Raw genomic sequence first — 24,008 nt, 5'->3', positions numbered from 1 at the left:
GCGGCGCGGGCGCGGCTGCGGCATGGTGGGCGTCATGGCACTGAAGTGGTACACGATCGTCGTCGACTGCCGGGACGCCCAGGCGCAGGCCCGCTGGTGGGCGGAGGCCCTGGACTGGGTCGTCGTCCACGACACCGCGGAGGAGGCGGTCGCGGTACCGCGGCACGCGCTGGAGGAGCACGAGGAGGGACCGGTGAGGGACCTCGAGACGTGGATGAGGCGTGGACAGGGCCTCGTCTTCGTCCCCGTCCCGGAGGGCAAGACCCTCAAGAACCGCCTGCACATCGACCTCGCCCCGCACTCCTCGCAGGACCGCGACGCCGAGATCCAGCGCCTGCTCGACCTCGGCGCGACCAGGGTCGACGTCGGCCAGGACCCCGAGCAGGTGACCTGGACGGTGCTCGCCGACCCCGAGGGCAACGAGTTCTGCGTGCTGTCCAGCCGCGACAGCTGACGGCATACCCGCTCCCCTAGTCTGACCGGGTGAGCGAGCAGACCGCGTCCGCGGCGAACGACCCTTTCGACCCGACGCAGTGGCGGGAGGTCGAGGGGTTCGCGGACCTCGTCGACATCACCTACCACCGGCACGTCGAGCTGGGGTGCGTGCGGATCGCGTTCGACCGGCCCGAGGTGCGCAACGCCTTCCGGCCGCACACCGTCGACGAGCTCTACCGCACGCTCGACCACGCGCGCCAGACCCCGGACGTCGGCGTCGTGCTGCTCACCGGCAACGGCCCCTCGCCCAAGGACGGCGGCTGGGCGTTCTGCTCCGGCGGCGACCAGCGCATCCGGGGGCGGAGCGGCTACCAGTACGCCGCGGGCGAGACGGTGGACACCGTCGACCCTGCTCGGGTCAGGGCCGAGGGCGGACGGCTGCACATCCTCGAGGTCCAGCGGCTGATCCGCACCATGCCGAAGGTCGTCGTCGCGGTCGTGAGCGGCTGGGCGGCCGGGGGCGGGCACAGCCTCCACGTGGTGTGCGACCTGACGATCGCCTCGCGGGAGCACGCGCGGTTCAAGCAGACCGACGCCGACGTGGGGTCCTTCGACGCGGGCTACGGCTCGGCCTACCTCGCCAAGCAGGTGGGGCAGAAGGTCGCGCGGGAGATCTTCTTCCTCGGCCGCGCCTACGACGCGGAGACCATGCAGCGGATGGGCGCGGTCAACATCGTCGCCGAGCACGCCGAGCTGGAGACCGAGTCGGTGCAGGTCGCCCGCGAGATCCTCGGCAAGAGCCCGACGGCCCAGCGGATGCTGAAGTTCGCGTTCAACCTCACCGACGACGGGCTGATGGGGCAGCAGGTGTTCGCCGGGGAGGCGACCCGGCTGGCCTACATGACCGACGAGGCCGTCGAGGGCAAGGAGGCGTTCCTGGAGAAGCGCGACCCCGACTGGAGCCCCTTCCCCTGGTACTTCTGACCCGTCGGCGGGACGACGCGCTGCTCGTGCCGGCTCGACGCGCCGGCGCCGGTGGACGCGTCGCCAGCGGCCGGGCACGACGCGCTCCGGTGGGGGCCCCGCTGCCCCGCGTGCGACACTGACTGTTCGTCCACGACTGATCCGCCCGGGGAAGGACCTCATCTCATGCGACGCGCCCTCGCCGCCACGCTGGCTGTGCCGGTGCTGCTGCTGACCGCCTGCGACGACGGGGGCGAGGTCGTCGAGGCCCCGACCGCCACGGCCACCTCCGACGCCGACGCCGCGACCGGGACAACCGAGCCGGCCGCCCCGCCCGCCGACACCGCCGCGACGAGCGACAGCGCCTCGACCACCGAGACGGCCGCCCCGCCCGCCGACGACGCCGCCGTCACCAGCACCGCCCCCGGGGACGTCGAGGGCGGCGCGGACGGGCAGGCCGCGGCGGACGTCGCCAAGGAGTTCTTCGTCGCCTCCGTCCTGGCCGAGCCGGAGGCGTGCGACCTCCTCATCTCCTTCACCGACCCCGAGACCCCCATGGTGGAGGTCGAGACCGACCTCGAGCAGTGCCGGCAGATCCTGCCCGCGGCCATGTCGGCCGACGTGGAGGCGCAGGGGCTGGACTCCGAGGAGCAGATCGCGATCCTCGAGGCCATGCAGATCAGCGGCGCCGAGGTCGACGGCGACACCGCCACCGTCGACAAGGACAACCTCTCCGAGCTGTTCCAGGACGCGCTCGGCGAGGAGGTCATCACCCTGACGCGGATCGACGGCACGTGGTACGTCGACCTCGACAGGTCCTTCCAGCCCGCGGAGCGGTGACCGACCACCCCGTCCCCGCCGGTGCCACCTGGGCCGACCTCGCGCCGCTCCTGCGCTCCGTCCTCGACGGGGACGGCCCGGACGCCGTCGTCGTCGAGACCTCCGGGTCCTCCGGCACGCCCAAGCGCGTGCGTCTGCCCGGCCCCGCCCTCCGCGCCTCGGGCGAGGCGACCGCCCGGGTGGTGGGCGGCCACGGTCGCTGGGTGCTCGCCCTGCCGACCCACCACGTCGCAGGCCTGCAGGTGCTCGCCCGCTCCGTCCTCGCCGGCACCGAGCCCGTCGCGCTCGACCCGGGTATGCCGTTCCGCCCCGCCCTCTTCGCCGCCGCCGTGGCGGAGCTCGGGCCGGGCGACGGTCCGCGCCTGACCTCCCTGGTGCCCACCCAGCTCGTCCGTCTCCTCGACGACCCCGAGGGGACGCAGGCCCTGCGCCGGGTCACGGTCCTCCTCGGCGGCGCGGCCGCCGACCCCGCCCTGCTCGCCCGTGCCCGCGAGGCCGGCGTGCGGGTGGTCACCACCTACGGCATGAGCGAGACCTGCGGCGGCTGCGTCTACGACGGGGTGCCGCTGCCCGGCGTCCGGGTCCACGTGGGCACCACCGACGGCCGGATCTCCCTCGGCGGGCCCGTGGTGGCGGCCGGGTACGCCGGTCGCCCCGACCTCACGCCGGAGCGCTTCGTCACCGACGCCGACGGGACGCGGTGGTTCCGCACCGACGACCGGGGGGTATGGCGCGACGGTCGCCTCACCGTCCTCGGGCGCCTCGACGACGTCATCGTCACCGGCGGCCACAAGGTCGAGCCGCGGGACGTCGAGACCGCGCTGCGCCGCCTCCCGGAGGTGCACGACGCGCTGGTCGTCGGACTGCCGGACCCCGAGTGGGGTCAGCGCGTCGCCGCGCTCCTCGTCCGGGCCGGGACGTCGGCACCCTCCCCGGACGGCCTGCGCGCCGCCCTCGCCGGCACCCTGCCCCCGCACGCCCTGCCTCGGCAGGTCCTCTGGCGCGACGGCATACCCCTCCTGCCCTCGGGAAAACCGGACCGGTCGGGCGCCCGGTCCCTCCTGGCGGGCGCCGCTGTCGATGGCGCCCCGGAAGCGGTGGCAGAATAGGACGTTCAGTCCCCGCCGCAGGAGGTGCGTCCCGTGCCCCGTGTGATCGCCGCCGTCGCGGTGCTCGCCTTCACGATCTACTGCGTCGTGGACGCGGTCCAGACCGACGAGCACGAGGTCCGCGGGCTGCCCAAGCCGCTGTGGATCGTCATGATCCTGCTCTTCCCCCTCGTGGGCGGGGCGGTGTGGCTGATCGCCGGGCGGCCGAACGGCATCCTCGACCTGATCCTCAACGGGCGGCGACGGGGCGGACCGCCCCGCGGACCGCTCGGGCCCGACGACGACCCGGACTTCCTCAAGGGTCTGTGAAGGACACCGATTGGCAACCCTCGCCCAGTGGATCGAGGGAGCGCGACCCCGCACGCTCCCGGCCGCCGTCGCCCCCGTCCTGGTCGGCACCGCCTCCGCCCACGCCCTGGGCGGCGCCGACCTCGCCCTCGCCCTCCTCGCCCTGATCGTCGCCCTCGGCTTCCAGGTGGGCGTCAACTACGCCAACGACTACTCCGACGGGATCCGCGGCACCGACGAGGACCGCGTCGGGCCGGTACGCCTCGTCGGGCAGCGGCTGGCCGACCCCGCCAACGTGCGGACGGCGGCGTTCACCTGCTTCTTCGGTGCCTCGGTCGCCGGCCTGGCGCTCGTGGCGCTGGCCGAGACCTGGCTGCTGCTCATCGTCGGTCTCGCCGCCCTCTGGGCCGCGTGGCACTACACGGGGGGGAAGAACCCCTACGGCTACCGGGGCCTCGGCGAGGTGATGGTCTTCGTCTTCTTCGGGCTCGTCGCCGTCCTCGGGACGACGTGGACCCAGGCGCACCGGATCGACCTGGCGACGGTCGCGGGCGCCGTCGCCTGCGGCCTCCTCCCGTGCGCGATCCTCGTCACCAACAACCTGCGCGACCTCGAGAGCGACCGGGCCGTGGACAAGCGGACGCTGGCGGTGCGGCTGGGGTTCGGGCGGACCCGTCAGCTCTACACCGGGCTGGTCGTGGGCGCCTTCGTCATGGTGCTCGTCGCCGCCCTCGCCCACCCGAGCGCGCTGCTCGCCCTGCTCGCGGCACCCCTCGCGCTCCGGCCGCTGCGGATCGTCCGCGGTGAGACCTACGGCCGCGAGCTGCTCCCCGCGCTCGCCCGCACGGGGGTCCTGCAGCTGGGGTTTGCCGTGGCGCTGAGCCTCGGGCTCGCGCTCTCCCCCGTCCTCGGGGTGCCCGGGATCCTCTGAGCCGAGGCCTGCGGGCGCGGGCGTGAGGGATCGCTGCACGTGCGCCGGTCAGGCGCGGCCGTCGATCTCGGCGTCCTCGTCCTCCTCGGCGGTCCGCCCGGCGTCGACCTGGGCGCGGCGGCGGGCGATGCGGTCCTCCACCCGGCGCTCGATCCCGGCGGCGATGGCCTCGCGGTCGCGGGCCAGCAGGAAGTAGGACACCACCATCGACAGCAGGGCGGCGCCCACGGCCGCCCAGATCATCGGCACCCGCAGCAGGGAGAGCAGCGCGAGGAAGCCGCCGAAGATCATCAGCCGCATGACGGTGTAGCGGAACGCGATCACGTGCTCACCCCCGAGTAGCTGTGCAGGCCGGTCATCAGCAGGTTGACCGCCGTGTAGTTGAGGATCAGGCAGACGAAGCCGACGAGCGCCACCCAGGTCGCCTGCCGGGTGGACCACCCGGTGGTCGCCCGCGCGTGCAGGTAGGCGGCGTAGACCACCCAGATGACGAAGCTCCACGTCTCCTTCGGGTCCCAGCCCCAGTAGCGCCCCCACGCCTGCTCCGCCCAGATCGCGCCGGCGATGACCGTGAACGTCCACAGCGGGAACGCCACGATGTGCATCCCGTAGGTCATCCGCTCCAGGGCGGTGGCGCGGGGCAGCGCGGACAGCCAGCCGCTCACCTCACCGCGGCGCTCGGCCCGGTCCCGCAGCAGGTAGGCGACCGCCAGCGCCGCACCGATGACGAACAGCGCCGTCGCCAGCACGGCGATCGTCACGTGGATGACGAGCCAGATGTTGTCGAGCGCCGGCATCAGCTGCGAGGCCTCGGTGTACCACGACAGCTTCGCTGCGCCCAGGATGACCAGGGCCGGCCCGACGACGAACGCCCCCAGCCACAGGCGGTCCTTGCGCAGCGCCCAGACGGAGTAGATGACGAGGGCGAAGCTGACGGTGCCGAGCGCGAACTCGTACATGTTGCCCAGCGGTGCGCGCGAGACCGAGAGGGCCCGCAGCACCGTGCCGCCTAGCACCGCGAACGTCGCCAGCCAGGTCAGCTGCAGACCGACCACCCCCCACCGGCGCGAGGGGGTGCCGGTCCGGGCGTCCGCCTCCCGGGTGGGGTGGGCGCGCCCGTGGTCCCCGAGCACGTCGTCGGCCCCGGCGCGGTCTGCGGGGTCGGCACCGCCGACGGCGGCCCCCACCCGCTCCCGCTCGCGGACCAGCCTGTCGGCGCGCCGCTCCCGCGCCGAGCCGGTGACGGCCAGGTGCACGCAGAAGGCCAGCAGGGCGAGCGCCAGCACGACGATCGCGGTCCACACCGCGTAGTCCGAGGCGAGCGCCAGGGTGGGGTCGGTCATAGCCTGTCCTTCTCTGTCGTGTCGGCTCCGGTGGCGTGCGGGTCCCCGACGGCGACGGCGACCTGCGCGAGGATCTCCTCGACCAGCTCGTCCATCCCGGGGTCGGTCCCCTTCGCCAGCCCGGCGACGGTGATCCCAGTATGCCGCGCCTCCCCGGGTGCCCCGTCCCCACCTGCGGGGGTGCCGCCCGCTCCCGCCGGCGGCACGGAATACCCGGGATCGACGCGCACGAAGACGCGGCGCCGCCGCACCCCCAGCATGAGGACCAGCCCCGCCAGGGCGAGCCCGGAGAAGACGAGCGCGGGCAGGCGGCCGGGGTCGTGACGCACGAGCAGCCCGCCCCAGCGGATGACCGACTCCATCTCGATGGAGCCGCGACCGCCCGGCAGCTCGACCGACTGCCCGGGGCGCAGGGCGACGCTGAAGGGGGTGTCGGGGTCCTCGTCCTGCATGAGCTGCTCCAGGCCCTCGGTCTCGATCGAGAAGACCGACTGCGGGCGCCCCTCCGGGAACAGGTCGCCCTCGAACGCGGTCAGGACGAGCGCCGGGTCGACGAGGTCGGGGAAGGAGGAGGTCATGCCCAGCACCGGGTCGGCGGCGAAGGTCGGGAAGAAACCGCCGACGAAGCCCAGGTTGGGCTCGGTCCCGGTGACCTTGACCGCCCCGGAGGAGGAGTAGGTGTTGTCCTGCGGCAGGAAGGTCACCGCGTCCTGGAAGACGATCTCGCCGGCCCCGTCGCGCACGGTGACCACGGGGGCGTAGCCGTTGCCGAGGAGGTAGATCGAGGTGGAGTCGACCTGCAGCGGCTGGTTGACCGCGAACTCGTCACCGAGCGCCGGCCCGTCGCCGCGCTGGATCGTGGCGATCCCGCGGAAGACGCGCGGCTGCCCGAACTGCGCGCCCTGCGCCTCGCTCTCGAACTGCACGTCGAGGTCGTCCAGGCGCAGGGAGAACACCGGGATGTCACGCTCGTCGACGAGGGGGCCGAGGCGCAGCGTGTCGAAGCTGCCCGCGCCGCTGGTGAAGGTCTCCCCCTCCTTGACGATGATCTCCCCGCGCCACCCGAGCAGGTGCCCGGCGCCCACCGAGACGATGACACCGAGGATCGCCACGTGGAAGAGGATGTTGCCGCTCTCCTTGAGGTAACCCTTCTCCGCGGCCACGACCAGGGCGCCGTCCTCCTCGGGGCGCAGCCGGAAGCGGCGCCCGGCGAGGGTGGCGCGGGCGGCCGCGAGGGTGTCCTGCGGCGTCGCGTCGAGGCGGGTATGGCGATGCACCGGCAGGCGCTCGAGCCGCCGGGGGGTGCGGGGAGGCTGGGCGCGGATCGCCTCCACGTGCTGCCGCGTGCGGGGGATGATGCAGCCCACCAGGCTGACCATGAGCAGGAGGTAGATGGAGGCGAACCACGGCGAGGCGTAGACGTCGAACATCCCCAGCCGGTCCAGCCACGGCGCGAGGTCAGGGTTGTCCTCGGCGTAGCTGCGCACGCGGGCCGCGTCCACGCCGCGCTGCGGGAAGATCGACCCGGGGATCGCCGCGAGGGCCAGGAGCAGGAGCAGGAACAGCGCGGTGCGCATGCTCGTGAGCTGGCGCCACGTCCAGCGCACCCAGCCGACGAGGCCGAGGCGGGGGCCGCCGATCGTCGTGCGGTCCTTGGGGTAGGCGGGCTCGATCCGCTGCTCGTCGGTGGGCAGGCGGGCGGACATCACAGCACCGTCTCGAAGCCGCTGACGAGGCTGGCCTGGACCCAGGCGGTCAGACCGGCCCACACCCCGCTGACCATGAGCAGGCCGAGGGCCACCAGCAGCGCACCGCCGACCCGCTGCACGGTGACGTAGTGGTCGCGGACCAGGCGGGAGGCGCGGCTGACCCAGCCGAGCCCGGCGGCGATGAGCAGGAAGGGGACGCCCAGCCCGAGGGAGTAGGCGGTGCCGAGCACGAGCGCCCGCCCCACCTGGTCCTGCCCCGGCAGGATCGAGGTGCCCAGGGTCTGGATGGCCACGAGCGCGGGGCCGGTGCAGGCGCTGAAGCCGAGGCCGAAGGCGACGCCCAGCAGCGGGGCGCCGGCCAGCCCGGCGGCGGGCCGCCAGCGCACCTGCCACGACGCGGTCGGCTGCACGAGCATGAAGACCCCCAGCGCGAGGACCACGAGCCCGGCGACCCGCAGCAGGGTGCCCTGGTGCTCGGTGAGCGCCAGGCCGAGGCCGGAGATGACGACGCTCATGGCCAGGAACACGGCGGTGAACCCGGCGACGAACAGCCCCGACCCCAGGACGAGGCGGGCGCGGGAGGAGGACCCGGCTGACGTCATACCGCCGACGTAGCCGAGGAAGCCCGGCACGAGCGGGAGCACGCAGGGCGAGGCGAAGCTGACCAGCCCGGCGAGCGCGGCGACGGCGGCGGCGAGCAGGAGCGGGCCGTCGAGGACGAGCTGGTTCACCCGGCGGCCCCGGGCTCGTCGGCGAGGACGTCGTCGACGAGGCCGCGCAGGGTGCTGGCGTCGACCTGCCCGTTGACGCGGGCGGCCAGCCGGCCCTGGCCGTCGAGGACCATCGTCGTGGGCCGAGCGGTGGCCAGGCCCTGCAGCTGGGACAGGGTGCGGCCGCCGTCGTCCTGGAGGGAGGGGTAGGGCACCTCGTGCACCTTCTGGAAGGCGAGCGCGTTGGCGACCGTGTCCCGGACGTTGACCCCGACGAACTGCACGGGCTCGCCGGCCTCCTGCAGGTCGGTGGCGACCTGCTCGAGGTCGGGCGCCTCGGCGACGCAAGGACCGCACCAGGAGCCCCAGACGTTGACCACGACCACCTCGCCGGCGTGGTCGGCGGAGCTCCAGGGGTCCTCCTCCAGGGTGGTGCCCGCGAGGCTGATGGTGGTGTCGCGCTGCTCCGGGGCCAGGGCCTCGATCGTGCCGTCACCGGCGACGTAGCCCTTCTGGTCACCCTGGCGCATCTGGTCGTTGATGCTCGTGCCGCCGTCGGAGCACCCGGCGAGGAGGAGGGTGGCCAGGGCGGCGGCGGCGAGGACCCGGACGGGCACGCTCACCCCTCGATCCGCTCGGTCGAGACGCCGGTGACGTCGAGGGCACCGGCCAGCAGGTGCGCGGCCGGCTCGGTGTAGGTGACCCGGACGGGGTGGCTGCCGTGGAAGAGCACGCTGGTGACCGAGGCGAGGGTGCACCGGCGCCGACGGGGGTGGTGCCAGAGCCGGCGACCCTCGAGCGAGCGGCGCAGCGTCCAGATCGGCAGCTGGTGGCTGACCAGGACGGCCTCGTGACCGCTGGCCGCCTCCCGGGCGCTCGCGAGGGCGGCCTGCATGCGGGCGGCGATCTGCGAGTAGGGCTCACCCCATGACGGGGTGAGGGGGTTGACGTAGGAGGGCCAGTGCTCGGGCCGCCAGAAGGCACCGGCTCCACGGCCCGGGGTGAGCCCCTCGAACCGGTTGGTGGACTCGGTCAGCCGCTCGTCGGTCCCGACGGGCAGACCGTGGGCGGCGGCGATCGGCGCGGCCGTCTGCCGAGCACGGTCGAGGGGGGAGGAGACGACGTGGACGACGTCCCGGTCGGCCAGGGCCTCGGCAGCGGCCTGCGCCATCCGTCCCCCGAGCTCGGAGAGGGAGTAGCCGGGGAGGCGGCCGTACAGGATCCGCTGCGGGTTGTGGACCTCGCCGTGCCGCACGACGTGGACCAGGGTGACGGGGTTGCCGTCGTGCAGGGTGCGCGGCGCCGGGGCGTCGGCGTCCGCGCGCGGGCTCTCGGACGCGCGCGCGACGTCGGCCTCACCGGCGTGCTGGGACATGCGCGTGATTCTCCCACGCGAGGCTGAGCGCCTCCTGACCAGTCGCGGTCCGGCACGACGCGCCACCGGGCTCAGGCGATCTCGGCGGCGCTCCCGGCGATCGCACGCACGGCGTGCTCGAGGGCCTCGTCGTCGTGGGCGACCGAGACGAACCACGACTCGAAGCAGCTCGGCGGCAGGTGGACACCACGGCGCAGCATCGCGTGGAAGAACCGCCCGAAGCGCTCGACGTCCTGGTCCCTCGCGTCGTCGTAGTCCACCACCTCCCCCTCGCGGAAGAACACGCTGAACATCGAGCCGGCCCACTGCACCCGGTGCGGTATGCCGTGGCGCGTGAAGGACTCCTCGACGGCACCGGCCAGCGTGGCCGCCACGGTCCCGAGGCGGGCGTACACCTCGTCGGTGCACTTCTGCAGCGTCGTCAGCCCCGCGGCTGCGGCGACCGGGTTCCCGGACAGGGTGCCCGCCTGGTAGACCGGCCCCTCCGGCGCGAGCATCGCCATGACGTCGGCGCGGCCGCCGAAGGCCGCCGCCGGGAACCCCCCGCCCATCACCTTGCCGAAGGTGAACAGGTCCGGGGCCCCGCTCCCGGGCACCCCCTCGAGCCCCAGCCACCCCGACGGCGAGCACCGGAACCCCGTCATCACCTCGTCGCTGACCAGCAGCGCCCCGTGGCGTGCGGTGACGCGCCGCAGGCCGTCGGTGAAACCGGGTGCGGGCGGCACCACCCCCATGTTGCCCGCCGCCGCCTCGGTGATCACGGCCGCGATCTGGTCACCGCGCTCGGCGAACACCGCCTCCAGCGCCGCGAGGTCGTTGTAGGGCAGCACGATCGTCTCCCCCGCCGCGCTCGCCGGGACACCCGGCGAGTCGGGCAGGCCGAAGGTCGCCACCCCCGACCCGGCGGACGCGAGCAGCGCGTCCACGTGGCCGTGGTAGCAGCCGGCGAACTTGACGACCACCGAGCGCCCGGTGAACCCGCGCGCCAGGCGGATGGCGCTCATCGTCGCCTCCGTCCCCGAGCTGACGAGCCGCACCTGCTCGACCGGCCCCACGCGGGACACGAGCTCCTCCGCGAGCAGCACCTCACGCTCGGTCGGCATCCCGAAGGAGAAGCCGGAGGCGGCCGCCTCGGCGACCGCGCGCAGCACGTCCGCGTCGCCGTGGCCCAGGATCATCGGCCCCCACGAGCAGACGAGGTCGACGTACCTCTCGCCGTCGGCGTCCCACAGCCACGGGCCCAGGCCGCGCACCATGAACCGCGGCGTCCCGCCCACGGACCGGAACGCCCGCACCGGGGAGTTCACCCCGCCGGGGATCACCCTCCTGGCCCGCTCGAGCAGGGCGGCCGAGTGCGGCGCGTCGGCGGCGGACGGCACGGGAGGGTCGGTGAGGGGGCTGGTCATGCCCCAACCCTGCCACGGCCACCGGCGCCGTCGGGCACCGTCGGGAGCCGTCGGGCGCCGTCGGGCGAGGTCAGACGGCGTCGCTGGCCTGCTCGCTGCTGGCCCGGGTGGCGCGCACCACCCGGCTCATCACCTCGCCGTAGGCCACCAGCTCCTCACGGCTGAGGTGGTCGAGCAGACCGCGGCGGACGCTCTCGACGTGCACCGGGGCCAGCTTCTCGAGCACACCACGGCCCTCGTCGGTGAGCAGGAGCATGACGCCGCGCCCGTCCTGCGGCGCCGGCGCCCGACGCACCCAGCCCCGGCGCTCCAGCCGGCTGGCGGTGTGGCTCACCCGGCTGCGCGACTGGACGATGAGATCGGCCAGGGCAGCCATCCGCATCCTCCGGCCCGGCGCCTCGGACAGCATCGAGAGCAGCTCGTACTCCCCGAAGCTCACGTCGTGCGCGCCCAGGGCCTCCTCCATGCCGACCCGCACCAGGTGTCCGGCGCGCAGGATCGCCCGCCAGGCGTGCTGCTCCTCCTCCTCGAGCCAGCGCGTGCCGGGCCCGTGCGGTGCATCGCTCAACAGGGGCCTCCCAGCAGCCGGGCGACGTGGGTCGCGTAGTAGGTCAGCACCACCTGTGCTCCGGCCCGCCGGATCGAGGTGAGGGTCTCCAGCACCATCCGGTCCCGGTCCACCCAGCCCTGCGCGGCCGCAGCCTCGATCATGGCGTACTCCCCGCTCACCTGGTAGGCCGCGACCGGCACGTCCGCCGCGGCCGCCACGTCGGAGAGCACGTCGAGGTAGGGCAGCGCGGGCTTGACCATCACCAGGTCGGCCCCCTCCTCCAGGTCCAGCCGCAGCTCGCGCAGGCTCTCGGTGCGGTTGGCCGGGTCCTGCTGGTAGGCCTTGCGGTCGCCGCGCAGCGTGGAGGCCACCGCCTCACGGAACGGGCCGTAGGCCGCCGACGCGTACTTCGCGGTGTAGGCGAGCACGGCCACGTCCTGGTGACCGGCGCCGTCCAGCGCCTCCCGCACCACGCGGACCTGGCCGTCCATCATCCCGCTGGGCCCGACCACGTGCGCACCGGCGCGGGCCTGGGCGACGGCCATCTCCGCATACACCTCGAGGGTGGCGTCGTTGTCGACCCGCCCCCGCCCGTCGAGCACGCCGCAGTGGCCGTGGTCGGTGAACTCGTCGAGGCACAGGTCGCTCATCAGGACGGTGTCGTCGCCGAGCTCGTCCCGCAACCGACGCAGTGCCGCGTTGAGCACGCCGTCCGGACGCAGACCGCACGACCCGGCGGCGTCCTTGTCCTGCTCGCGCGGCACCCCGAAGACCATCAGCCCGCCGACGCCGAGGTCGACGGCCTCCCGGGCCGCGGCCACCAGGCTGTCGGGCGTGTGCTGCAGCACGCCCGGCATCGAGCTCACCGGCTGCGGTGCGTCGATGCCGTCCCGCACGAACACGGGGAGCACGAGGTCGGCGGGGTCGAGGCGGGTCTGCGCCACGAGCCGGCGCAGCGCGGCCGTGCCCCGCAGTCGCCGGGGCCGCTCGTGCGGGAACGGGTATGCGGTGCCGACCCGGCCGGCGCGGCGGCCGGGGTCGTCCGGGGCGCTCACCGCTTGGTGCGGTTGCGACGCACCGGGGTGCGGCGCTGGCTGGGTCGCAGGACAGGCTCGTCCTCCGCCTGGGCCCGCGCGGCGAGCACGCGGGCGTGAGAGGCGAGGGCGTCGACGAGCGCCTCGCCGCTCGGCTCGGGCGCGACGACGTCCACGCGCAGGCCGTGCTCCTCGGCGGTCCGGGCGGTGGCCGGTCCGATGCAGGCCACGACGGTGCTCGGGCTCGGCTTGCCGGCGATGCCGACGAGGTTGCGCACCGTCGAGGAGCTGGTGAAGCAGACGGCGTCGAAAGCGCCGCTCTTGATCGCCTCGCGCACCGGAGCGGCTGGCGGGGCGGCCCGGACGGTGCGGTAGGCGGTCACGTCGTCGACCTCCCAGCCCATCTCCTGCAGGCCGGCGATCAGCGTGTCGGTCGCGATGTCGGCGCGCGGCAGGAAGACCCGGTTGATCGGGTCGAGCAGGTCGTCGTAGGGCGGCCAGTCCTGCAGCAGGCCCACCGCGGACTGCTCGCCGCCGGGCACGAGGTCGGGTGTCAGGCCCCAGTCGCGCAGCGCCTGCGCGGTGACGCCGCCCACGGCGGCGATCTTCAGGCCGGCGAAGGCGCGGGCGTCGAGGCCGAGGGCCTCGAACTTCTCCCGGACGGCCCTGACCGCGTTGACCGAGGTGAACCCGATCCACTCGTAGCGGCCGGTCACCATGCCCTTGATGGCGCGGTCCATCTGCTGCGGGGTGCGCGGCGGCTCGACGCTGATCGTCGGCACCACCGAGGAGGTGGCGCCGTAGGCGGCGATGCGCTCGGTCATCGGGCCGGCCTGGTCCTTGGTGCGCGGCACGAGGACGGACCAGCCGAACAGCGGCTTGGTCTCGTACCAGCTGAGCTCGGCACGCAGCTCGACCTGCGGCCCGACGACCGCGACGGAGGCCTCGGGGCAGTCGGAGGTGCCCGCGGCCAGGGCGATGATCGCCTCGTCGAGGGTCTGCACGCTGGTGTGCTGGGTGACGGTGGTGCCGTGCTCGGTCAGCGCCACGGGGCTGGTACCCGGCCGGCCCGCCTCCGCGAGGCCGCGCAGCGCCCGTTCCAGGTCCGCCCCGCATCCCAGCACCACGACCGTGATGTCCTCGCGCACCGACAGGCCCCAGTCCACGCTCGGGTCGCCGGCGGTGACCATGTGCAGCTCCCCGCTCCCCTCGTGAGCGCTCAGCGGCACCCCGGCGTAGACGGGCACGGACCAGGCCGTGCTCACACCCGGGACGATCTCGAACGGCACGCCCGCGTGCCGGCAGGCGAGCGCTTCCGCGGCGAGCCCGCTGAACGCGCTCGGGTCGCCGTCCATCAGCCGGACCACGAGGTGGGACGGGGCCGGGAAGCGGCTGGCCGTGCGGACGAGCAGCTTGGCCCGGGCCGTCTCGCTCAGCGCCTTCCCCCCCGCGACCTGGGGCGCGGCCAGCACGAACTCGGCGTCCTCGCGCACCCAGGGCGCGAGCTGCTCGGACCGGTGGAGGGTGTCCAGCACCACGACGTCGGCCGCGGCGAGATAGTCGCGGGCCCGGACCGTGAGGAGTCCGGGGTCACCCGGGCCGGCACCGACGAACGCCACCCTCGCGGCATCGGCCTGCTCGGGCAGGGAGGCGGTGGGGAGTGCGGCGGCGTCGGTGCTCATGGTCATGCTCCGGTGGTGTGAGACCCCGTGTCGACGGGGTCGAGACGTGACAGCAGGTGCTCGGCTGCGCTGTGCCCGAGCCCGACCGGGTCGAACCCGGTCGTGACGTGGCGCAGGGGCACGGGCCCGAGCGCCACGAAGACGGTGAGGGAGAGCGCCGGCGGGTCCACCGGCTCGGCGAGGGCCGCGACCGGTGCCGTGCAGCCGGCCCCGAGAGCCGCGAGGACGGCGCGCTCGGCGTCGACGGCGGCCCGGGTGGGGGGGTGCTCGAGCGCGTCGGCCAGTGCGGTCCGCAGCGCCGCGTCGTCGTCCCGGCACTCCACGGCCAGCGCGCCCTGCCCCGGGGCGGGGAGCATGGCGTCGAGCGGCAGGACGTCGGTGGCGTCGTCGAGGCGGTCGAGGCGGGCCAGGCCGGCCCGGGCCAGGACGACCGCGTCGAGCTGGCCGGCGCGGACGTAACCGATGCGGGTGTCCACGTTGCCGCGGATGTCCCGGACGGTGAGGTCGGGACGGAGCTCGGCGAGCTGGGCGGCCCGGCGAGGCGACCCGGTGCCGACCACGGCACCGGCCGGCAGGTCGGCGAGGGTGAGGCCGTCCCGGGCCACGACGACGTCGCGAGGATCCTCGCGCTCGGGCACCGCCGCCACGACCAGCCCCGGTTCGGGGGCGGTGGGCAGGTCCTTGAGCGAGTGCACCGCCAGGTCGATCTCGTTGCGGCGCAAGGCGTCCCGCAACGCGGAGGCGAACACCCCGGTGCCGCCGATCTCGGTGAGGCTGGCCCGCGAGACGTCGCCCTCGGTCCGCACGTGCACGAGCTCGACCTCGTGGCCCGCGGCCCGCAGCCGGTCGGCGACCCAGCCGGACTGGCTGGTGGCCAGCGCGCTGGCCCGGGTGCCGAGCCGCAGGGGGCGGGGTGCGGCGGTGCCGGTCACGGCATACCTCCCGGGCCGGAGGGGGGCGGCGTGGAGACGACGGCGACCTCGTGGGGGTCGAGGTCGAACAGCTCCCGCAGCGCCTGGCCGTAGTCACCGGGCAGGTTGTCCCGGTCGGCCTGCAGCTGCTTGGCGCGCACCGTCGGCGTGTGGATCAGCTTGTCGACGACCCGCTGCAGCGTCTGACGGACCTGGGCGCGCTCGTCCTCGGGCAGGTGCGGAAGTCGCTGGTCGAGCCGGGCCATCTCGGCGTCCACGACGCGACCGGCCTGGACGCGCAGGGCGGCCAGGGTGGGTCCGAGCTGGGCCGAGCGCTGCTCGGTGAGGTAGACCGCGACCTCGCCGGTGACCAGGTCGCGCACCGCGGCCACGGGGGCGTCGAGGTCGGCGGTCGGGGACGCGCCGAGCACCTCCTGCAGGTCGGCCAGCCCCCACAGGTGCACGCCGCGCAGCGAGGTCACGTCCGGGGCGACGTCGCGGGGCAGGGCGAGGTCGAGCAGCACGAGGGGGGCGCCGGAGCGGCCCTGCTCGGAACGGGCCCGGGCCAGCCAGCCGGCGTCGACGACGTGCCCCACGGCCCCCGTGCAGGTGAGGACGAGGTCCGCGGAGCCGACCAGCCGGTCGAGCTCGACCCAGTCCGCCGCGCGCACGTCGTGCCGTGCGGCGAGACGGTCGGCGCGCCCGCGGGTGCGGTTGACGACGGTGACGTCGACGACGCCCTCCCGGACGAGGGTCGCGACGGCGAGGCCGGACATCGCGCCGGCGCCGACCACGACGACGCGGGCCTGCCGCAGGTCGGGCAGCACCGTGGCCGCGCGGTCCAGGCCGGTCCCGACGAGGGAGCGCGAGACGTGGTCGATCGAGGTCTCGGCGTGCGCGCGCTTGCCGACGCGCAGGGCCTGCTGGAGCAGGGGGTTGAGGGCGGGGCCGACCCGTCCGTCGCGCTGGCCCTCGGAGAGCGCCGCGCGCAGCTGACCCAGGATCTGGCTCTCCCCCACCGCCATCGACTCCAGCCCGCAGGCCACGGAGAAGAGGTGGGAGACCGCGCGCTCGTCGTAGTGGACGTAGAGGTGGGGGGTCAGCTCGTCGCGGGTGAGCCCGGTGACCGCGCACATCACCTCGCCGATCTCGCTGAGCGCACCGTGGAAGGTGCTCGCGTCGACGACGACCTCGAGCCGGTTGCAGGTCGAGAGGACCAGCGACTCGTCGACGTGGCCCGCCTCCTGCACGCGACCGGCGAGGTCGCGGGCGCCCTCGTCCCCCAGCGCGGCCCGCTCGAGCAGCTCCATGGGGGCGGAGCGGTGGCTCAGGCCGACGACGAGGACGCTCATCCCACGTCCTCCCCCGCACCGGCGAGCTCGCGCTGGTGCTCGTGGAAGGCGAGGATCTGCAGCTCGGAGGCGAGGTCGACGGCGCGGACGTGCACCGCGTCCGGGAGCCGCAGCACGACGGGCGCGAAGGTGAGGATCGAGCGGACCCCGTGCTCCACGAGCAGGTCGGCGACGTCCTGGGCGGCCGCGCCCGGGGTGGCGATCACGCCGACGGCGACGGGCGAGAGGAGCTCGGCGAGCGCGCCGAGGTCACCGAGAGGGCCAACCACCAGGCCGTCCACCTCGGTGCCGACGACCTCGGGGTCGACGTCCAGCAGCGCCGCGACCCGGAAGCCGCGGGTGGCCAGGCCCGAGTAGGACGCCAGCGCGCGGCCCAGGTTGCCGATGCCGACGATGACGACCGGTCGCTCCTCGAGCAGCCCCAGCTCGGCGGCGATCTGGTCGGAGAGGCGCGTCACGTCGTAGCCGACCCCGCGGACGCCGTGCGAGCCGAGGCTGGAGAGGTCCTTGCGGACCTGTGCGCCGCGCACCCCGGTGAGCTCGGCGAGCTCGTCGCTGGAGACCGACGACCGTCCGCGTTCCGCGAGCCCGGTGAGGGCTCGCAGGTAGCCGGGGAGCCGTCCGACGGTGGCCTCGGGCACTCCGCGTCGGGGGGACTCGGCCATCACGGCGCACCGGCTCCTCTCGGGTGGAAGTGCCGACCGTGGGGCCTTATATCAGACCTACGCACATGGTCGGCACGGACCCCTTCACTCTAGGGGCGAACCCGCCCCGGAACCAAAACGCCGACCGGTCGGGCGCTCTACCGTCCGGTCACAGCTACCCAGGGGGCGGGCGGCCGCGCAGGGCCGCGCGCACGGTGGCCTCCTCGACGCTCCATCGGGCGACCTGCACCCCGTCCACCTCCAGCACGGGGACGAGGGTCGACAGTCGCGCCAGGAGCCCGGGGTCGTCCCGGCCGGCCTCGTCCAGGTCGCGCACCACCACCTCGACCGGCGGCGTCCGGCGCGACCCGGCCACGGCGCGCACGGTGGCCTCCATCTCCGCGCACAGGTGGCACCCGGCGCGCGACCAGATCACCACGCGCACAGGGGTGCGGCGCCACCACGTCATACGCCCGATCCTGCCACCGCACCCCGGGACCGGAGGGGGGCACGGGACGAGAGAGGGCACCACCCCTGTGGGGTGGCGCCCTCCGGACGTTCGGTGCGGCGTCAGCCGGTCACTTCTTGTTGCGACGCTGGTGACGCGTCTTGCGCAGCAGCTTGCGGTGCTTCTTCTTCGCCATCCGCTTGCGGCGCTTCTTGATCACAGAGCCCATCGGCTGTCCTTCTTCTCGTCGGTCAGGGTCATGCCAGCGTGTCGCGCAGGGCGCGGCCTTCGCTGCCACGTCTTCCACGCACGACGGATCGCGCCAGACTACCGTGCCCGCGGCGGCGGCCCCAAACCCACGCGCTGCGGTGCGGCCTCGCAGCGTCCGCCTCAGGCGGTCCCGTGGTAGGACTCCTGGAGGTAGGCGTGGACGGCCTTCTCCGGGACCCGGAAGGAACGTCCGACCCGGACTGCAGGGAGCTCGCCCGAGTGCACCAGCCGGTACACGGTCATCTTCGATACGCGCATCACCGCGGCCACCTCGGCCACCGTCATGAACGTCATCTCGCCGAGCTGGCGCTCTTCTGCCATAGGACGTCTCGTCTCTTCTGGGTGGCTGCGGGCTCGGCTTCCCCTCCGGACCGCCGCCACGTATCTGGGTGTCGGGCCAACACTAGGGGCAGAAGTGGTCGTTGCGAAAGTCGTGACGGGAGATTTGTCCAGCGCGACACGCCGACTGGGACAGACGCGACGCGAGGGGAGCGTGGTGCGGGGGCGACAGAGGGGTATGCCATGTGGCGCGCCCGGGCGGGCCGGTCAGGGCCGCGGAGGGGCGGGCTCAGTCGAAGTAGGGGTCGAGCCCCCAGCCGGGGAAGACCGCCCGACGGGTCGCCATGATCGCCGAGTCGACCGGGTCCTCGGGGTGGTAACCCTCGGACCACTCGCCGTAGCGGATCGGCCGGCCGTCGCGGTCGCCCATGGCCGTGGGGGGCGTGCGCCCGTAGGTCTGCTCCACGTGACGGCGCCACTCCTCGGGCACGACCGTGGTCACGTCGACCGGCCGCCCCGTCACGACGCCGACGAGGTGGGTCCAGGCGCGCGGCACGACGCCGACCAGCTCGTACCCGCCACCCCCGAGAGCGACCCAGCGACCCTGGGCGGTGCTGGACAGGGCCAGGTCGCGCACCCAGCCCTGCGAGACCGCGATCGCGTCGGTCGACACCGCCAGGTGGGCGAGGGGGTCGGAGAAGTGGGAGTCGCAGCCGTGCTGGCTGACGATGACGTCGGGGCGGAAGGCTCGCACGACGGCGGGCACGACGGCGGCGAAGGCCCGCAGCCAGCCCTCGTCACCGGTGCCGGGAGGCAGGGCGACGTTGACCGCGCTGTCCCGGGCCCGCGGGCCGCCGGTGTCGGCCGGGAAGCCGGTGCCGGGGAAGAGCGCCCGCCCGGTCTCGTGGACGGAGACCGTCAGGACGCGCTCGTCGTCCCAGAACGAACGCTCCACCCCGTCGCCGTGGTGGACGTCGAGGTCGATGTAGGCCACCCGCCGGGCCCCCAGCTCGAGCAGCCGTCGGATGCCGACGCTGATGTCGTTGTAGACGCAGAACCCGCTGGCGGCGTCGGGCATCGCGTGGTGCAGGCCGCCGGCGATGTTGACGGCGTGCCGCGCCCGCCCGTCCCACACCGCCTCGCAGGCGGTGACCGTCGCGCCCACCGCCAGGGCGGAGGCCTCGTGCATCCCGGCGAAGGCGGGGGTGTCGTCCGTCCCGACACCGTGGCGGCCGGTGGCTCCGCGCGGGTCGAGCGAGGCGGCCCGAACCGCGGCGACCAGCTCGGGGGTGTGGACGGTGAGGAGCTGCTCGTCGGTCGCCACCGGGAAGGAGGCCACCGTGACGTCGTCGTGGTCGAGGAGGCCCAGGGACCGGGAGAGCCGGTAGGTCAGGTCGAGCCGGCTCGGGTGCATCGGGTGGCCGGGCCCGAAGTCGTACGTGGTGCAGCGGTCGTCCCACATCACCCAGGAACCGGTCATGGCCTCACGGTAGTCCACCGCCGCGGAGCGGCCGCCCGGCCCTCCGACGTCGCTCAGAGGGAGGTCGGGACGCCCCCGTGGTCGCCGAGCGGGTAGACCATCATCAGCTCCTCGGACTCCGCGCCGTCCTCGTCCACCCCGTGGATCCGCATCGGCCGGCGGTCGTCGGTCGGCCGGAAGCCGAAGCTCGAGGCGAACGCCACCGCACGACCGTTGTCGGTGCCCACCCAGTAGACGAGCTGACGCAGGCCGACGTCCCGTCCGACGGCGGCCGCCTCCTCCATGAGCTTGCGGGCCACCCCCGTGCCCCGGCGCGGCGGGTCGACCCAGAGCCCGAAGAGCTCACCGGCCCCCGGGATGCTGGTGCGGTGCCCGGTTCCCACGCTGACCACGCCCACGACCTCCCCGTCGTCCTCGGCGAGGAGCCGGCGGGAGCGTTCCATGCGGGAGCGCCACACCTCGTCGTCGAAGGATGCCTCCTCCTCGGCGGACGCCACGAACGCTTCGGGAGACTCGCGCAGCGCACGGAGCCGGACGTCCCGGTAGGTGGGCCACTCGTCCTCGTCGAGGACGCGCACACGAATCTCGCTCATGGCCATACTCTGTCACACGCCTCAGAGGTGTTGCGTAGCCCTCGGGCGCGCTGGGAGGACCGGGCTCAGCCCGCCGGCGGCGACAGTTCCCGGGACCTGCGCGCGGCCGCCTCCATCGCGGTGAGGAACGCCGCGCGCACCTTGTGGTCCTCCAAGGCTCGCAGCGCCGCGACGCTCGTGCCACCCGGACTGGACACCTGCTCGCGCAGGACCGTGGGGTGCGTGCCGGTCTCGCGGATCATCGTCGCGGCGCCGTAGAGGGTCTGCACGACGAGCTCGGTGGCGGTGTCCCGGGGCAGGCCCAGGAGCACGCCGGCCTCGATCATCGCCTCGACGACGTAGAAGATGTAGGCGGGCCCGCTGCCGCTGATCGCGGTGACCGCGTCCTGGTGCGACTCGTCGAGCACGATGACCCGGCCCACGCTCTCCAGCAGCGCGCGGGCCTGGTCCAGCTGCTCGGGGGTGCAGTGCCGGCCGGCGCTCATGCCGGACATGCCCTGGTCCACCAGGGCCGGGGTGTTGGGCATCGCCCGCACCACCGAGGTGCCCTCGGGCAGCCTGCGCTCGAGGTAGTCGGTGCTGATCGCGGCGGCGATGGAGACGACCAGCGCGTGCGGGCGGACGTGGTCGTGGATCTCCTCGATCAGCGCCGCCATGTCCTGCGGCTTGACCGCGAGCACCACCACGTCGGCCGTCTCGACCGCCGCCGTCGACGCGGCGGCCCGCGTCCCGTGCTCGGCGGCGACCTGCTCCGCCCGGCCGGAGGACCTGTCGCTCACGACGAGGTCCCCCGGGTCGTGACCGGAGCGGACCAGGGCGGCCAGCAGCGTGCTGCCCATCACCCCTGCACCCAGGACGGCGATCGACATACCCTCCTCCACCTCAGCCCTTGGTCGCGAGGCCGCGGAGGAAGAACCCGAGGTTGGCCGGGCGCTCGGCCATGCGGCGCATGAGGTAGCCGTACCACTCGTCGCCGTAGGGGACGTAGACGCGCATCCGGGCGCCGGTGGCAGCCAGCCGCAGCTGCTCCTCGGGACGGATGCCGAGGAGCATCTGGAACTCGAAGGTGTCGGGGTCGCGCCGCGCCTTCTCGGCCAGCACGCTCGTGATCTCCACCAGGCGCGGGTCGTGGGTGGCGACCATCGGGTAGCCCTCCCCCTCCAGCAGGATCTTCAGACAGCGCACGTAGGAGAGGTCGACGTCCGCCTTGCTCTGGAACGCCACGCTCTCGGGCTCCTTGTAGGTGCCCTTGCACAGGCGCACCCGCGACCCCGCACCCGCGAGGTCCCGGCAGTCCTGCTCGGTCCGGTAGAGGTAGCTCTGCAGGACCGCGCCCACCCAGGGCCAGTCCTGGCGCAGCTCGTGGAGCACCCACAGCGTCTTGTCGGTGGTGGTGTGGTCCTCCATGTCCAGGGTCACCGTGGTGCCGGCGTTGGCGGCGGCCTGGCAGATGACCCGGGCGTTCTCGAGCGCGATGGTGTTGCCGTCGCGGCCCAGGGCCTGCCCGAGGGCGCTGAGCTTGAGGCTGACCTCGACCGTGCCGTCGTGGGTGAGGCCGGCCTCGGAGAGGACCCGGAGCAGCTCGACGTAGGCGTCCCGGGTGGAGGTCGCCATCGCCGGGTCCACCGTGTCCTCCCCGAGGTAGTCGATGGTCGCCGAGCGGTGGGTGTCGACGAGCTCCGAGGCGACCCGCAGGACGTCCTGGGCGCTGACCCCGCCGACGAAACGGTGGACCACGTCGCGGCTGATCGGGGCCCGCTCGATGGCGTCGCGCAGCTGGTCGTTGCGGCTCAGGCCCAGGATCGTCTGCCGCAGGAGCAGGGCGGGGGTGAGGTCGGCGAGGTCCATGGGGAACAGGCTACGTCCTGGGGTGCGCGCGCCCGGGCGGCGGCGGTCAGCGGGTGGGCTCGAGCGTCGCGCCCGGAAGATCGTGCTGGCCCAGGTGCGTGCGCGCGAAGGCGAGCGACTCGGCGAGCGCCAGCTCCCGGGCGGGGGTCCTCATCCGCCGGGTGCCCACCTCGACGCTGACGATCCCGCTGAAGGCGTGGTCGGCGTAGTGCCGCAGCACCTCGTCGCACCGCTGCGACCCGCGCCCGGGCACCAGGTGCTCGTCCTTGAAGGAGCCGAAGGAGTCACCGAGGTGGAGGTGACGCACGCGCTCGCCGAGATCCTGGGCCATCTGCACCGGGTCCATCCCCGCGGTCGCGGCGTGCGAGATGTCGAGCGTGACAGCCCCGTAGGGGAAGTCGCGGGGGTCCGGGCCCGGGAGGTAGGCCTGCATGGCGTTCACGCCGGAGCGCCAGGGGAACATGTTCTCGACGGCGATGTCGATGCCCCAGCGCGCCTGCCGGTCCGCCACCCCCTCGACGAAACCCTCGGCATACCCCCGCTGCCACCGGAACGGCGGGTGCACGACCACGCACTGCGCCCCCACCTCGCCCGCGAGGTCGAGCGCCCGCTCGATCTTGCCCCAGGGCTCCCAGCCCCAGAGCCGCTGCGCGAGGAGCAGGGTGGGCGCGTGGATGGCGCCGATCGTGATCTCGTGCAGGTCCGCGAGCGCGCGCAGCGCCCCGGCCTCCTGGGTGACCGGGTCCGTCCACACCATGATCTCCACGCCGTCGTAACCGAGCCGCTGCGCCAGGTCGAAGGCGTACGCGGCGTTCTCGGGGTAGACGGAGGAGGAGGAGAGGTGGACGGGGATGTGCGCGGAGGTCATGGCTGGTCCCGCCCTGTCATGGCGTCGAGGAAGCGGAGGATGAGGCCCTCGCGGAGCGCCCACGGGCAGACCGCGAGCGACCCGACCCCGAAGAGGTCCATGGCGGCCTCGACGACGACCGCGCCGGCGAGGAGCTGGGGTGCGCGGCCCGCCGAGACACCGGGGAGCGCGGCCCGCTCGGCCGCGGGCATCGTCGCGAGCCGCTGGACGAGGGCGCTGAGGTCGGCGTGGGTGAGCGTGCGGCGCACGTAGGGGCCCTCGGCGCGCGGGGCGGCCCCGCAGGCCCGGGCCAGGGAGCGGATCGTCTTGCTCGTGCCGACGGCGAGGTCGCGCTCGCCACCCCGGGCCAGGCGCGGCTGCACGGTCGCGATCTCCGCCCGTACCCGCTTGCGCAGCTCCTTGACCCCCCGGCTGCCCGGCGGGTCGCCGTCCAGCTCACGGGTCAGCCGGCCGGCCCCCAGCGGCAGCGAGACGGCCACGTCCGGCAGCTCGTCGAGGCCGGCGGCCAGCTCCAGCGAGCCGCCCCCGACGTCCATGAGCAGCAGCCGCCCGGCCGACCACCCGAACCAGCGGCGGGCGGCGAGGAAGGTCACGCGGGCCTCGTCGTCCCCGTCGAGGACCTCCAGGTCGACGCCGGAGGCCTCCTTCACCTGGCTGAGGACCGCCTCGGTGTTGCCGGCCTCGCGGATGGCGCTGGTGGCGAAGCCCATGAGCTGACTGACCCCCCTCTCCTCGGCCACCTCCACGCAGGAGGTGATGACGCGGGAGAGCCGGTCGGCGCCCCGGGGCGAGATGTCGCCGGCCGGGGTGAGCTGCTCGGCGAGGCGCAGGACGGTGCTGTGGGAGTAGTCGGGCATGGGGTGCGCACCCGGGTGGTAGGCGTCGACGACGAGGAGGTGCACCGTGTTGGAACCGACGTCGATGACACCCAGGCGCATAT

28 protein-coding genes are annotated in these 24,008 nt (G+C 74.1%); 6 read left to right on the top strand and 22 right to left on the bottom strand.

The annotated features are described in order from the left end of the window. Positions 1-34 precede the first annotated feature (34 nt). From D4B81_RS04120 to D4B81_RS04095, 6 genes are all read left to right on the top strand, one after another. Positions 35-454 carry a VOC family protein gene (locus D4B81_RS04120; RefSeq protein ID WP_122261420.1) on the top strand — a complete coding sequence of 140 codons (420 nt, stop codon included), beginning with the start codon at positions 35-37 and terminating at the stop codon, positions 452-454. A gap of 29 nt (positions 455-483) precedes the next feature. Then, the gene (locus D4B81_RS04115) at positions 484-1,419 is read left to right on the top strand and encodes a 1,4-dihydroxy-2-naphthoyl-CoA synthase (RefSeq protein WP_122261223.1); all 936 of its coding nucleotides are present in this window, start codon (positions 484-486) and stop codon (positions 1,417-1,419) included. Between the two features lie 165 nt (positions 1,420-1,584). Further along, a complete protein-coding gene (locus D4B81_RS04110) occupies positions 1,585-2,238 on the top strand; it encodes a hypothetical protein (protein WP_122261222.1) in 654 nt (217 codons plus the stop codon). Beyond that, a complete protein-coding gene (gene menE / locus D4B81_RS04105) occupies positions 2,235-3,347 on the top strand; it encodes an o-succinylbenzoate--CoA ligase (RefSeq protein ID WP_122261221.1) in 1,113 nt (370 codons plus the stop codon). Before D4B81_RS04110 ends, menE begins: the two co-directional genes overlap by 4 nt. Positions 3,348-3,380: 33 nt before the next feature. Beyond that, on the top strand, positions 3,381-3,656 hold the full coding sequence (locus D4B81_RS04100; protein WP_122261220.1) for a PLDc N-terminal domain-containing protein: 276 nt from the start codon (positions 3,381-3,383) through the stop codon (positions 3,654-3,656). Between the two features lie 10 nt (positions 3,657-3,666). Next, entirely contained in the window at positions 3,667-4,566 is a 900-nt protein-coding gene (locus tag D4B81_RS04095) for a 1,4-dihydroxy-2-naphthoate polyprenyltransferase (RefSeq protein WP_122261219.1), read from the top strand. A gap of 48 nt (positions 4,567-4,614) precedes the next feature. On the opposite strand, the gene D4B81_RS04090 is transcribed toward D4B81_RS04095, so the two are convergent. The 22 genes from D4B81_RS04090 to D4B81_RS03985 all read right to left on the bottom strand — a co-directional run bounded on the left by D4B81_RS04090 (position 4,615) and on the right by D4B81_RS03985 (position 24,006). After that, positions 4,615-4,890, bottom strand: a complete 276-nt coding sequence (locus tag D4B81_RS04090; RefSeq protein WP_097188494.1) for a DUF4229 domain-containing protein — start codon at positions 4,888-4,890, stop codon at positions 4,615-4,617. Then, on the bottom strand, positions 4,887-5,909 hold the full coding sequence (gene ccsB, locus D4B81_RS04085) for a c-type cytochrome biogenesis protein CcsB (RefSeq protein WP_122261218.1): 1,023 nt from the start codon (positions 5,907-5,909) through the stop codon (positions 4,887-4,889). The genes D4B81_RS04090 and ccsB overlap by 4 nt, the downstream gene beginning before the upstream one ends. Continuing rightward, positions 5,906-7,615, bottom strand: coding sequence for a cytochrome c biogenesis protein ResB (resB, locus tag D4B81_RS04080; RefSeq protein ID WP_122261217.1), 1,710 nt, complete (start codon positions 7,613-7,615; stop codon positions 5,906-5,908). Before resB ends, ccsB begins: the two co-directional genes overlap by 4 nt. After that, entirely contained in the window at positions 7,615-8,349 is a 735-nt protein-coding gene (locus D4B81_RS04075) for a cytochrome c biogenesis CcdA family protein (RefSeq protein WP_122261216.1), read from the bottom strand. The genes resB and D4B81_RS04075 overlap by 1 nt, the downstream gene beginning before the upstream one ends. Beyond that, positions 8,346-8,951 (bottom strand): TlpA family protein disulfide reductase, encoded by a 606-nt coding sequence (locus tag D4B81_RS04070; RefSeq protein WP_237565805.1) that lies wholly within the window; start codon positions 8,949-8,951, stop codon positions 8,346-8,348. Before D4B81_RS04070 ends, D4B81_RS04075 begins: the two co-directional genes overlap by 4 nt. After that, on the bottom strand, positions 8,948-9,703 hold the full coding sequence (locus D4B81_RS04065) for a histidine phosphatase family protein (protein WP_122261215.1): 756 nt from the start codon (positions 9,701-9,703) through the stop codon (positions 8,948-8,950). Before D4B81_RS04065 ends, D4B81_RS04070 begins: the two co-directional genes overlap by 4 nt. A gap of 71 nt (positions 9,704-9,774) precedes the next feature. After that, positions 9,775-11,109, bottom strand: coding sequence for a glutamate-1-semialdehyde 2,1-aminomutase (gene hemL, locus D4B81_RS04060; protein ID WP_122261214.1), 1,335 nt, complete (start codon positions 11,107-11,109; stop codon positions 9,775-9,777). 70 nt (positions 11,110-11,179) lie between these two features. Further along, positions 11,180-11,677 (bottom strand): MarR family winged helix-turn-helix transcriptional regulator, encoded by a 498-nt coding sequence (locus tag D4B81_RS04055; protein WP_237565804.1) that lies wholly within the window; start codon positions 11,675-11,677, stop codon positions 11,180-11,182. Continuing rightward, positions 11,674-12,714 (bottom strand): porphobilinogen synthase, encoded by a 1,041-nt coding sequence (gene hemB / locus D4B81_RS04050; RefSeq protein WP_122261213.1) that lies wholly within the window; start codon positions 12,712-12,714, stop codon positions 11,674-11,676. The genes D4B81_RS04055 and hemB overlap by 4 nt, the downstream gene beginning before the upstream one ends. Beyond that, positions 12,711-14,375: a bifunctional uroporphyrinogen-III C-methyltransferase/uroporphyrinogen-III synthase gene (locus tag D4B81_RS04045; protein WP_097188487.1), complete on the bottom strand. Its 1,665-nt coding sequence runs from the start codon at positions 14,373-14,375 to the stop codon at positions 12,711-12,713. Before D4B81_RS04045 ends, hemB begins: the two co-directional genes overlap by 4 nt. 2 nt (positions 14,376-14,377) lie before the next feature. Beyond that, positions 14,378-15,307: a hydroxymethylbilane synthase gene (gene hemC, locus D4B81_RS04040; protein WP_122261212.1), complete on the bottom strand. Its 930-nt coding sequence runs from the start codon at positions 15,305-15,307 to the stop codon at positions 14,378-14,380. Next, positions 15,304-16,638, bottom strand: a complete 1,335-nt coding sequence (locus tag D4B81_RS04035; RefSeq protein ID WP_122261211.1) for a glutamyl-tRNA reductase — start codon at positions 16,636-16,638, stop codon at positions 15,304-15,306. The genes hemC and D4B81_RS04035 overlap by 4 nt, the downstream gene beginning before the upstream one ends. Continuing rightward, entirely contained in the window at positions 16,635-17,303 is a 669-nt protein-coding gene (locus tag D4B81_RS04030) for a redox-sensing transcriptional repressor Rex (protein WP_122261210.1), read from the bottom strand. The genes D4B81_RS04035 and D4B81_RS04030 overlap by 4 nt, the downstream gene beginning before the upstream one ends. 154 nt (positions 17,304-17,457) lie before the next feature. Continuing rightward, the gene (locus D4B81_RS04025) at positions 17,458-17,751 is read right to left on the bottom strand and encodes a glutaredoxin family protein (protein WP_122261209.1); all 294 of its coding nucleotides are present in this window, start codon (positions 17,749-17,751) and stop codon (positions 17,458-17,460) included. A 109-nt stretch (positions 17,752-17,860) separates the two neighbouring features. Further along, entirely contained in the window at positions 17,861-17,959 is a 99-nt protein-coding gene (locus tag D4B81_RS04020) for a 30S ribosomal protein bS22 (RefSeq protein WP_003792170.1), read from the bottom strand. 161 nt (positions 17,960-18,120) lie between these two features. Further along, complete coding sequence (locus D4B81_RS04015; RefSeq protein WP_122261208.1) at positions 18,121-18,321, bottom strand: helix-turn-helix domain-containing protein; 201 nt, start codon at positions 18,319-18,321, stop codon at positions 18,121-18,123. A gap of 247 nt (positions 18,322-18,568) precedes the next feature. Then, positions 18,569-19,759 (bottom strand): acetoin utilization protein AcuC, encoded by a 1,191-nt coding sequence (locus D4B81_RS04010; protein ID WP_122261417.1) that lies wholly within the window; start codon positions 19,757-19,759, stop codon positions 18,569-18,571. Between the two features lie 53 nt (positions 19,760-19,812). Then, complete coding sequence (locus tag D4B81_RS04005; protein ID WP_097188547.1) at positions 19,813-20,352, bottom strand: GNAT family N-acetyltransferase; 540 nt, start codon at positions 20,350-20,352, stop codon at positions 19,813-19,815. Positions 20,353-20,417: 65 nt separating this feature from the next. Continuing rightward, positions 20,418-21,221: a pyrroline-5-carboxylate reductase gene (proC, locus tag D4B81_RS04000; protein WP_122261207.1), complete on the bottom strand. Its 804-nt coding sequence runs from the start codon at positions 21,219-21,221 to the stop codon at positions 20,418-20,420. Between the two features lie 13 nt (positions 21,222-21,234). Beyond that, a complete protein-coding gene (locus D4B81_RS03995) occupies positions 21,235-22,200 on the bottom strand; it encodes a proline dehydrogenase family protein (RefSeq protein ID WP_122261206.1) in 966 nt (321 codons plus the stop codon). Positions 22,201-22,246: 46 nt separating this feature from the next. After that, positions 22,247-23,068, bottom strand: coding sequence for a sugar phosphate isomerase/epimerase family protein (locus tag D4B81_RS03990; protein WP_122261205.1), 822 nt, complete (start codon positions 23,066-23,068; stop codon positions 22,247-22,249). Then, on the bottom strand, positions 23,065-24,006 hold the full coding sequence (locus D4B81_RS03985) for a Ppx/GppA family phosphatase (RefSeq protein ID WP_122261204.1): 942 nt from the start codon (positions 24,004-24,006) through the stop codon (positions 23,065-23,067). The genes D4B81_RS03990 and D4B81_RS03985 overlap by 4 nt, the downstream gene beginning before the upstream one ends. Positions 24,007-24,008: the final 2 nt, after the last annotated feature.

Source organism: Ornithinimicrobium cerasi (genome assembly GCF_003702705.1).
GTDB lineage: Bacteria > Actinomycetota > Actinomycetes > Actinomycetales > Dermatophilaceae > Ornithinicoccus > Ornithinicoccus cerasi.
Note: the sequence above shows the minus strand (reverse complement) of the source record. Positions and strands in the feature narration are given on the sequence as shown.